The sequence below is a fragment of the Rhodococcus sp. NPDC057529 genome (genome assembly GCF_042802055.1).
Lineage (GTDB): Bacteria > Actinomycetota > Actinomycetes > Mycobacteriales > Mycobacteriaceae > Rhodococcus_F.
Window position 1 is genome coordinate 20,984 of sequence record NZ_JBHVEY010000047.1, and the last position, 9,266, is coordinate 30,249.

A 9,266-nucleotide genomic window follows, 5' to 3' on the forward strand; every position below is an offset into this window, starting at 1 on the left:
GGCCGCTACCGTCAGTGGGTATGGGGACCACCTTCCACGGGCCGAGCCCGTGGCCACACATCACCCGCGCGATCGGCACCCGCGGCGCCCGCTACGCGGCGATCGCCTACCTCGGCCAGGACGCACCCGATTTGCTTCCCCTGCGCGCCGGGGACCTGTTGGTCGTCAACGCGTCCAAGGCTGCGATCCGGGCGCATGCCACCTCCCCCGCTGCTCTCGCGTACTACGTGAACAAGGGGGTTCGGGTGCTGTCGTCGCCGACCCTGCACGCGAAGGTCATCGTCACCGGTCGGCGGGCGGTGGTTGGGTCGGCGAATGCCTCCGAGAACTCCGCCTTCGCCGACGACGCCGTCATCATCACCGACGACCCCGAGGTGATTGCTTCGGTGCGGACGTTCATCGACCGCATCGACGAGGTCACCGAAGTCGATGAGGTATTCCTCGACGACGCCGCCCGGGAGTGGGAGATCGGCCGGGCGGTGCCGATCCCCGGGGTGACCGGTCGAATCCGTGACCCTGAGGCCGAGTTTCTGTCGGTCCCGGTCACCCGGATGTTCGTCAAGCATGCGGTCGATTACGAGCCCAGTCCCACCGAACAGCATGTGCTCGACGAGCGCCGGTCGCGGCGACCGGCCACGGTAGGGCCGGCGGTGAAGTACGCGCTCGAATCGCTGCGCCTCGACCGAGCCAGCGCTGTCCGGCGCGGCGGCGTGGTCGTCTTCGTCTCCGTCGACGACGGGTGGGTGTATCCGCCGGCCGTCGTGGTGTCCGACCCCATGAAGATCCCGCGGTCCGGTGGCGCGGTGCTGTACTTCCTGCGGATCCGCATCGACCTGACGCCGCTTCGCCTCACCGAGGCCGAGAGGGCGCTCACCGATCTCGGGCACCCTGGCTCACGGCTGCGGATCGATCACTTCGTCCGCTCCCCCAGTCTCCGGACCGACCTGCTCGCCTTGTGGGATCTCTGACCATCAGCAACACCTCGACGGGAGGACTCGGCTGCGCCGGAACCGCCGAACCCGCCAGCGGAACGCTAGACGGCACGAGCAACCACGACAGTGCTGCTCGCCGCTCGAGCGATCCCATGCGGCGCTGCCGCCCGCCGACAGGGTGAACCGTCCTCACCATTGGTGGTCGACCCGTCGTTCGCGGTCGACCCGTGCCCGAGCAGGGAGACGGCTCCGCACTCCGGTCAACACTCCTCATCGTGTGCAGTCGCCCGCGGTGTTCACCGAATCATGCCGACAGAACAATGCATTAGCACTCCATCGCGGGGAGTGCTAAATTCTCTGCGCGGTGACATCAACCCGCACGAACCTGCAACGCCCAGAAAGGATCCGCACCCCGTGACCGCCGTCCCCGGCCCGCATCTGCCCACCACGCAGCCCATCCGCGCCGCCGGTCGCGGCGAGCCCGCGCCGACCGACGTGGCGCTGCTCGAGTCCTGGGAAGCGGGTATCGCCGTGATCATTGGTCTGGCCGTGCTGACGACCCTGGTGTGCACCGTCCTCGGGTCCTTCCCGCTGGCTCTTTTCGCGCTCGTCGCGGTCGCCGGCGTTGCCGGTCTGGTCACTGCCGCCCTCTGATCCGGCCGGGATGCCCCGTCCGCTGCCTGGAGCGGACAGATACGCTCCTCTGGCGGCAGCACGCTTGCGGTGGATGTGCACCCTGATCTGTGTTACCGGCCTGCAGGTTGTGGCCTCACATCACTTTCTGGGAGTGGGACTCTCAGGAGATTCACAGGCATTGTGGTGCCGGGTGATGCGACGATGAGGCATGCGCCGCCATCGTTGGCCGGCCCTCGCGCCGCCCACCACCGGAGGGATTGTCGTGCACGCGGGCATGCCGATCGCGGCGGAGAATGACCTCGCCCTCGAGCTGTCCGCGGCGACCGCGTTCGCGTCCGGGTTGCTGCTGCGGTTCACGCTGTGTGTCAGCGGTGTCCGCGCCGACTTCGCGCGCTACGAAACCCGGGCCCTGACCGACCCCGGTGACTGGTCGGCGCAGTGGTCCTATCTGGCCGTGCGCGTCGGCGCCGACGACCTCGACGGGTTCGCCGACGCGTTCCACCCGATCCCCGACCCCGCCTCGGAGGGATCCGCCCAGTATCGGACCACGCCGCAGTACTGGATCGGCACCTACCCGACCACCGGATCACTGAACCTCACCACCGGGTGGCCACAGGTCGGACTCCACCCCACCTCGGTCACCCTCACGCTCGGTCCCAGCCCCTTCCCCACCACCGCGTTCGGGTCCGGTGCCCGTCGATGACAGGTGCGACAATCCCGTTCGACGAAACGGAACGCCCGCGCCGCCGGTGACGATCTCCGATTGTCGGAACCTCCCGGCTCACCGAGCAACCTTGGGGTGTCTGACGCTCAGCCGAGGGGTCCGTGCACATCAGGCAGGCATCGGATGGTCTCACGAACAAAGCCGCAGGAAGTCTACGTTTTGCTATCCTAGCGCTGATAGCTAGCAGCGCTACGCTAGCAAACCGTGTCCCGCGCACGTGCGATGGCGATGCCTACCTTCCGCGGCACCCACCGTCGGCATCGAAGCAAACAGGCACCGGGTACCTGCTCGGCACTTCCGTCACGGTGATGAATCTGCAGCTGGCCCTCCCCTGCCACCAGGTCCGCCCCCATAGTCGCCACTGATCACGGGTGGAATCGGTAGTGGCGGATGGTCGAACGAGGACAGGATGGCCTCCGGCCACAGCAGGACCACCGCGGCTCCGATGAGCAGCATCCGTGCCGCGAGACGGCACCTCGGGGCGTGGGGCCTCTCATGCTTCACCCCGGTCGAGGATGTCGAGCGGGACACGGTTGCGGTGGCTGATCTCCCACCGACCGGCTTCGAGATCGTCGAGGAGGTCGCGGCACTGCTGATCGGTACTCACATCCATGCTGTGTCCGATCACGGTGACCGGGCCGCGGATTCCGCTGCGCCAGTCGATGACCGTGTAGACGAACTCACCTTGGGTTGCGAAGTCGCGGTGGCGGGTGCAGACGACGAAGTTCTCCGAGAGGGCGCGGACGGTGTAGGGGCGGCGGGGTTCGATACCGAAGCGGATCCGGTCACCGGGGGCGAGTGCGATCGGGGTGGTCGGTGATCCCGTGGCGTTCATCAGGGTCACCACGTACCCCGCACTGTGAACCTGGCTTCGGACAGTGTTTGTGTTCCTCGCTGGTTCTCGGCGAGGGTGCCGCGATCGATACTCCCGCGGCCCAACCCGATTGGCCGGAGCCCGACGTGGAAGCCGTCACTGTCCTGGTCTTGGTGTGGGCAAGGGTAGATCGACAGGCCGCGACGCCTTTCGTGGTGGGTGCGGGCGGCGCGGGCATCCCTGCGGGTGAAGTAGGTGCGTTTATCGCAGTGCGGGCAGGTCACCCAGCAGGAGGGGCGGTGGGCGTGAGGGGCCAATTTTTCGGTGCTCCTGTTCGGGCGGGGACGACGCCGCGCACTGTAGGGTCTCGGGCTGAATTTCATCTTCGAACGCCATGACTGCTGCGTTCATGTTGTCTCACAAGGCCTTCACCTCGTCGTTGTCTCACGTAGTCCCTCATTTCCTTGGCCGAGTCGTGTTTTTCCTCGACACGGCAACCGCTCTGGCCTGCCAGGTCTCAGTTCCGTGAAGTCCGAGTGCAGTTCGCTGTGAGATTGGGAAGCGCGGCGTGAGACGCTACACGCGCGGTCGGGATCGTCAGGCGGCGCGGGTGATCTGCAGGGTCAGCCAATCCGAGACCCATTGGATGGCGTTGCGGCCGGCGTTGTCGACTACCAGGTGCTGGTAGCTCTGGTGTGCGCCGGAGGCGAGGAAGCTGGCCGCGTTCAGGCCCTCACCGACGACCGCGGCGAGGTCCTCGGCGCCCTGCGAGCGCGCCATCGTCGACACCGATCCGGCGAGTCCTTTCAGGTCGAGGGTCTGCGCCTGGGTGGTGATCGCATTCCCGACCGGGTTGGCCGCCTGTTTCCCCAGGAGTGTGGGGTCGGTCTTGCCGGCTGTGCCGGTGAGCATGTTCGCGGCCACCGAGGCGAGTTCGAGGCCGAGTGGGAGCAACGCCGTGGTCTGCGCGGCAGCACCCACCGGGTCGGGGAGAACCCCGGGCGGAGGGAAGAGTTTGTCCGCGGCGGCCCACGCGATTTCCTGGGCCTGACCGGCGATGTTGGCCAGCTTGATCACGTCGACGTTGCCGAGAACGCTGGTGACCAGCGCCGCGATCTGGGTGTACCCCGTCGGGTCCGGGATGATCGCGAGGATCTGGGAGATCCACTTCAGGTCGACACCGGCGACCATCTTCACCACCGGTGCGAATTGCACGTTCAGTTCCCGGGCGGCATCGCGGGCGCCGCGGACATCGCCGGCGGCGATCTTCTGCGGAAGCACGGTCAGGTTGTGCAGGATCGCCGGTATATCGAGTGCGGTGACCCCGGTAACCACGTTCAGGGCCTGGTCGACTACAACTTTCGGTTTGAGCACCGACAACACGCTCGACGCGGCGGAGAGGGCATCTGCCGGGGTGGCGGCGACCGGCGCGATCTGGCCGCCGAGCGTTGCGGCGGTGCCCGCAAGTTGCGAGATTTCGGGGGCGGTGGCGGGCAGGGTGGTGGTGCCGTTGTTCGCGAGCGTGGCTGCGGTGTTCGTGATCGTGGCCACCGAGTCGAGTGCACCGGTCAGGTCCGCGTGACCGGCGGTGGTGAGGATCTGGGCGGCCGCGTGTTCCGGTGTGCCCACCGGTGCTGCGGCCAGGGTGGTGGTGGCGGCGGTGTTTGCAGCTCCGGACTGCAGCAAATCGACGAGTGGGCTGAGCGTCTTGGATAGTGAGGTCGCGGTGTCGGCGATCTGATGCACATCCACCGTCCCGCCGGTGTCGTTGCCGGACAGTTGTTTTCCGAGCGCGTCGACAGTGGATCCGAGACCGGGCAGGTCGGAGCCACTGAAATTTGAGGTCAGCGCGGTGGCGACCGCCGCGTCATCACCACCCGCACCGGAACCACCGCTGGTGTTGGTGGTGCTGGGGGTCTTCGACAGGATCGACCCGAGGGATCCGAGGAACGGGTTCGCGCCCTTGCGGATCGAGCAGTACAGGTCGTTCGGATCGCAGATCGAGGCCACCCGACCCGACAACGTGCCCATGCCCTGTGACCGGGGACCGGCGATCCCCTCCCCCGACGTCGTCGGGCCGACCGTCGCAGTGCCCTGCGTGCCGGCGCCCGGGTCGGCGAGCAACGCCACCCCGAGGACCCGATCCGCATCGACCGGTCCGTGAGCGTTGCCGATCGCCGACGCGAGATCGCCTGCCGCGTCCGCACCTTGGGAGTACCCGGTGATCGTGATCTTCGTGCCCTCGCATTTGTCGGCGTAGGACTTCAGCACGGTGGTGGCCTTGTCGACCGCGTCGAGTTTGCTGTCGGCGTAGGTGTGGCCGTTGTCGAACGCGCGCGCCATGTACGGCAGCGTGTATGTCTGTGCGCGGGCACCGTTTTTCGCCTCGATCGCCTCCGCGACGGGGGCCAGCATCCCCACCGGCCGGTTCGGGTCGGCGTGCTCGTCGGTCTCCCAGGTTCCGGGGATGAGCAAGTTGAACGTCGACGCGCAGCCGACCGGGTCGGCGTGCGCGATCGCGGGCGCGCAGATGAGGGCGGTCCCGCACAGCACGGCGGTGATGGTGGTGACTGCCGCGAGCCGACCTCTCGTCGACCGTGCCATCGTCCGGACTCCTATCGCGCTGCCACCAGTGCTCTTCCGGATTCAGTCTCGGATAGCAGCCCTGCTCGCAGCGACGACCCCCGCACGCGGTCGGGCGTGTCGGCTATGGCCGTCGACATCCAGCAGTCGGGGTCTTGCAGTCGTCGGCCATGACCTCGGCCGGGTACCGAACTACTCCGGTTTCTAAGGACGGCAGCGATCTCCGTTCTCGGTGTTCCGTCCTCGAACATTCGCGGGATCTGGCGCGCTTTTGGCCGGGGCCATCTCCGCTGGTTGGCGCCGACCCGACCGCCGACACGCATTGAGAGACAACCCGATATAGCGCATAACTATCCAGGGCACGTCGATTACCCCAGTTCGAGATGCCTTCACCGTGACGGGGCTATCGAAACCGTGCAGCTCAGCTCAATCAGTAGTGAACGAAGGAGAGACGAGTCGGAGCACATCACGCAAGCGCGCGCCGTAGCATTTGACCGATGGCGGAAGAGTCGACGTTCCTACCCAATAAATGCGGCATACCTTCCTTCTGCGATTTAGAGGCCCACCAGATCGCCTGGTTCGCCGCCAAGGCATTCGTCGGTGCTGGATCACCCCAACTCGCAGGCGGAGCGGATCGTCAACAATTCTTGAATCTGGTTCGTCTTACAGATCGGACGATCGTTAACTTCGTACTGTCCCGTGAGGAATTACAGGGGTACATCGCCCACAGACATGAGGGCGACTTCGGTAGCCTGTTTGCCTCAGTCTCACATGTGGAGGCCGGCGTGACCGCCCTCGCCCGTTGCCTCATCTTCGCCGAAGCACTGATGAAGTCAGATACTGCGCCACCAGTCGAGCGCAGCGAACTACCTCCAAAACCTCTCCGAGAAAGAATCCGCAAGCTTCGAAACAAGATTGAGCACTATGACGAGGACATCGCCCATGGAACTATCCCAACTGAAACGATGCCGATGCTTCATGTTCTCGATGATCGTGTCCAATTGACGTCAATCTCAATCACATGGCCGGAAATTGATGTAGCAGTGCGGCTGATTCATTCTCTGACAGCGCGGCTAATAGCCCTCTGAAGGGCCAGCCAGAGCGTGTCACGATGACGCAACATCACCGCGTCTCACTACTACAGATCTCAATAATGGCCATTACTGAGGCACCGACTGAAGCTTGCTTGAGACATCTGCTCCCGCCGTGTCGAGATGATCGACCCTGCACAGGCCTGAAAAGGACCGACATCTGCAATGCAAGCAATGCCAGCATTGATTGCATTTGAATCTAGTTGACTCCCCCGCCACCGCGATTGACGTGTCTCACGGCCGGATTTGCGAATGCTCGACCCCCGCACCTGCAACAATCGAGGATGCGTAGTCGCATGTCGGCGCTGAATCCGTATGGACCACCCGGGGGCCGGAATGAGCCTGATCACTACCTCCCGAGAAGAACTGCTCGACCGCACCGAAGTGGCGTTCACACGATTTCGCGAACTGGTCACCGACGTACCCGCCGATATCCGGGTCGGCGACGGCACGTGGTTGACCAGCGACGTGGCCCGACACCTCGTGACCGTCTTTCGCCGCTACACCGAACGCCCATGGCGCAGCCGTGAGGGACTCAGCGCGACCGTGCCCGAGGTCACCGCATTGAACCACGCAGACGTCGAAGCGCTGGCCACCCTCCCACGGGCCGATCTTCTCGACGCACTCGACACCGAGTGGGAGAAGTACCGCGCCCTGGACATCACCGTGGACAACACATTCCCGTTTCACTTCGGCGCCACGATCGACGGAGCCGGGGCTATGGGGAACATGCTGGCCGAATTGCTCATTCACGGATACGACACCGCGACAGTTGCGCATCGAAGCTGGCCGATAGAGGACCGCGATGCCCTGCTCGTACTCAATGCCGTCTTCCAGATCGCACCATTCCTGGTGAATCCGGAACGCACGGCCCGTGTTCGGTCTGTGGTCGAGTTCCGGATCGGCGCCGGCCACCCCCAGGTCATCACCATCGACCGAGCACACGCCCGCATCGAGGACGCGGCCGCAGTCGGCGGCCGCCGCGACGCCATCGTCGCCGGCCCCGCCGCAGTGGTACTGCTCAACCTCTACCAACGCATCGGCCTTGTCGCTGCGACCCGGCGCGGTGTCCGGCTCCGCGGCGGGCGGCGGCCGTGGGTGCTGGTGCAGTTCCCGAATTGGTTCCTGGTGCCGTAACCCCGACACTCGATTCACTTCGGTGTCTCAACTCCCGACTGCCTCAGTAACGAATGATATCTTTAGCCCGGTGCGGTTGTGGTCTGCTGAGCTGGGGTCTTGCGATGTAGACGTTGTCTAGAACGGAGGCAACCGCCCGTGCTGGGCGGCTCCCTTCGCCTGACGTTTGTTATCGAGTTGATGCAGTCACGTTGGAGTTGTTCGCAAATTTGTGCGGCTCGCTCGTGCGTGTCCGAGGGCGAGAGCAAGCTGGTGTCTCAGACTCGCGTTCTCCTCGGTGAGTGCTCGTATGCGATTGTGTGCGACAGCCAGCCGGGTGTGTAAGGAATCGGTGGTCGCGCGATCCCGGGTCCGGACTGGTGGCCGATCCCGCCGACCTTCGGAGCGGAGCCGGATGATCTCCTCCCGCAGGTCGGGTTGGGTATAGAGCCATGATCGTGAAACCCGAGCTTCGGTGGCAACGGCTTCGAATGTAACTGGGCTTCCCTCATTTTCGAGTTTGCGTAGGGCGGCAACTGCTTTCGAACGCGTCAACTCGTGCCGACGCTGGGCGGCTTGGTGGATGTGGTGGCGGTTGTCAGCTCGCATAATCGCCTGCGCTCGGCTCACGTGCAGGATCGGCCCCGCGCTCGTCGTCGAGTGTGCCGATAATCGAGTCGAGATTGCCGAGGACTCGGGTGTTCATCTCGACAAGTCGTTGCTGACCGCGGGCTTCGGCGGCGGAGATGATCTGCAGGATCTGGGTGCGGTGCTCACGGTGCTGGGGCAGGAACTCGGCGGTGGTGATGAACATAGGGCAGGTCAGGCATGCGTTGGCGTGGGGGCAAGTCTTCTGGACCGGCAGGCCGCAGTAGCCGTTCGGCAACGCCTGGGTGGTGCGGCCGAGGCGTTGCTTGGACCAGGCTGCCTCGGCGAGCGGACCGTCCGGGTCGAGGGTGACCTCGGCGCCGGATGCATTGACCTTGCGGGCGGCCTCCCAATGTCGACGTATCGACGTGTCGCTCAACCTGGCGTAATGCGCGGTCATTTGGTGTGAGTCGTGGTCGAGAATGCGGCGCACGACCTCTTGCGGGACGTCGAGGTTGATCAGTCTGGTGCCCAGTGTGTGGCGGAATCTGTGGGGGCTGACCACGGCGGGGTGCCCGTGCTCGTCGGTGATGGTGCATCGCGCGACCCACCGTCGCAGCGACGTGCTGTAGGTGTGTGTGCTGATATGCCCGGTGCCGGCGGCATTGGGGTGCCGGGGTGGGAACAGGGCGGGCTCAACCGGTCGATGCAACACCTCGATCACGGAGGTGTGGCGATGGGATGCAGCAACAAGCAGATGCGTGAGGCGCCGGTGGGTGCCA

9 protein-coding genes are annotated in these 9,266 nt (G+C 65.2%); 5 read left to right on the top strand and 4 right to left on the bottom strand.

The genetic code is table 11. The features are described from left to right. The first annotated feature begins 20 nt into the window (after positions 1 to 20). From ACFU5V_RS41995 to ACFU5V_RS42005, 3 genes are all read left to right on the top strand, one after another. Positions 21 to 968, top strand: coding sequence for a phosphatidylserine/phosphatidylglycerophosphate/cardiolipin synthase family protein (locus ACFU5V_RS41995; RefSeq protein WP_378707205.1), 948 nt, complete (start codon positions 21 to 23; stop codon positions 966 to 968). Between the two features lie 378 nt (positions 969 to 1,346). Next, positions 1,347 to 1,586 (top strand): hypothetical protein, encoded by a 240-nt coding sequence (locus ACFU5V_RS42000; protein ID WP_378707207.1) that lies wholly within the window; start codon positions 1,347 to 1,349, stop codon positions 1,584 to 1,586. A gap of 190 nt (positions 1,587 to 1,776) precedes the next feature. Beyond that, positions 1,777 to 2,271, top strand: coding sequence for a hypothetical protein (locus ACFU5V_RS42005; protein WP_378707209.1), 495 nt, complete (start codon positions 1,777 to 1,779; stop codon positions 2,269 to 2,271). Between the two features lie 514 nt (positions 2,272 to 2,785). Here the strand turns inward: ACFU5V_RS42005 and ACFU5V_RS42010 are convergent. Continuing rightward, positions 2,786 to 3,127 carry a hypothetical protein gene (locus ACFU5V_RS42010; RefSeq protein ID WP_378707210.1) on the bottom strand — a complete coding sequence of 114 codons (342 nt, stop codon included), beginning with the start codon at positions 3,125 to 3,127 and terminating at the stop codon, positions 2,786 to 2,788. Between the two features lie 576 nt (positions 3,128 to 3,703). Beyond that, positions 3,704 to 5,710 (bottom strand): cutinase family protein, encoded by a 2,007-nt coding sequence (locus tag ACFU5V_RS42015; protein ID WP_378707211.1) that lies wholly within the window; start codon positions 5,708 to 5,710, stop codon positions 3,704 to 3,706. A 476-nt stretch (positions 5,711 to 6,186) separates the two neighbouring features. Here ACFU5V_RS42015 and ACFU5V_RS42020 point away from each other — a divergent pair, with 476 nt between their 5' ends. Both ACFU5V_RS42020 and ACFU5V_RS42025 read left to right on the top strand, forming a co-directional pair. Then, the gene (locus tag ACFU5V_RS42020) at positions 6,187 to 6,777 is read left to right on the top strand and encodes a hypothetical protein (RefSeq protein WP_378707213.1); all 591 of its coding nucleotides are present in this window, start codon (positions 6,187 to 6,189) and stop codon (positions 6,775 to 6,777) included. Positions 6,778 to 7,116: 339 nt separating this feature from the next. Next, complete coding sequence (locus tag ACFU5V_RS42025) at positions 7,117 to 7,917, top strand: maleylpyruvate isomerase N-terminal domain-containing protein (RefSeq protein ID WP_378707215.1); 801 nt, start codon at positions 7,117 to 7,119, stop codon at positions 7,915 to 7,917. 186 nt (positions 7,918 to 8,103) lie between these two features. Here ACFU5V_RS42025 and ACFU5V_RS42030 read toward each other — a convergent pair whose 3' ends face one another. Both ACFU5V_RS42030 and ACFU5V_RS42035 read right to left on the bottom strand, forming a co-directional pair. Beyond that, the gene (locus tag ACFU5V_RS42030) at positions 8,104 to 8,505 is read right to left on the bottom strand and encodes a DUF6262 family protein (RefSeq protein ID WP_378707221.1); all 402 of its coding nucleotides are present in this window, start codon (positions 8,503 to 8,505) and stop codon (positions 8,104 to 8,106) included. Further along, positions 8,495 to 9,266, bottom strand: a 772-nt coding sequence (locus ACFU5V_RS42035; RefSeq protein ID WP_378707217.1) for a tyrosine-type recombinase/integrase, incomplete at its 5' end; no start/stop codon positions are given. The genes ACFU5V_RS42030 and ACFU5V_RS42035, both read right to left, overlap by 11 nt.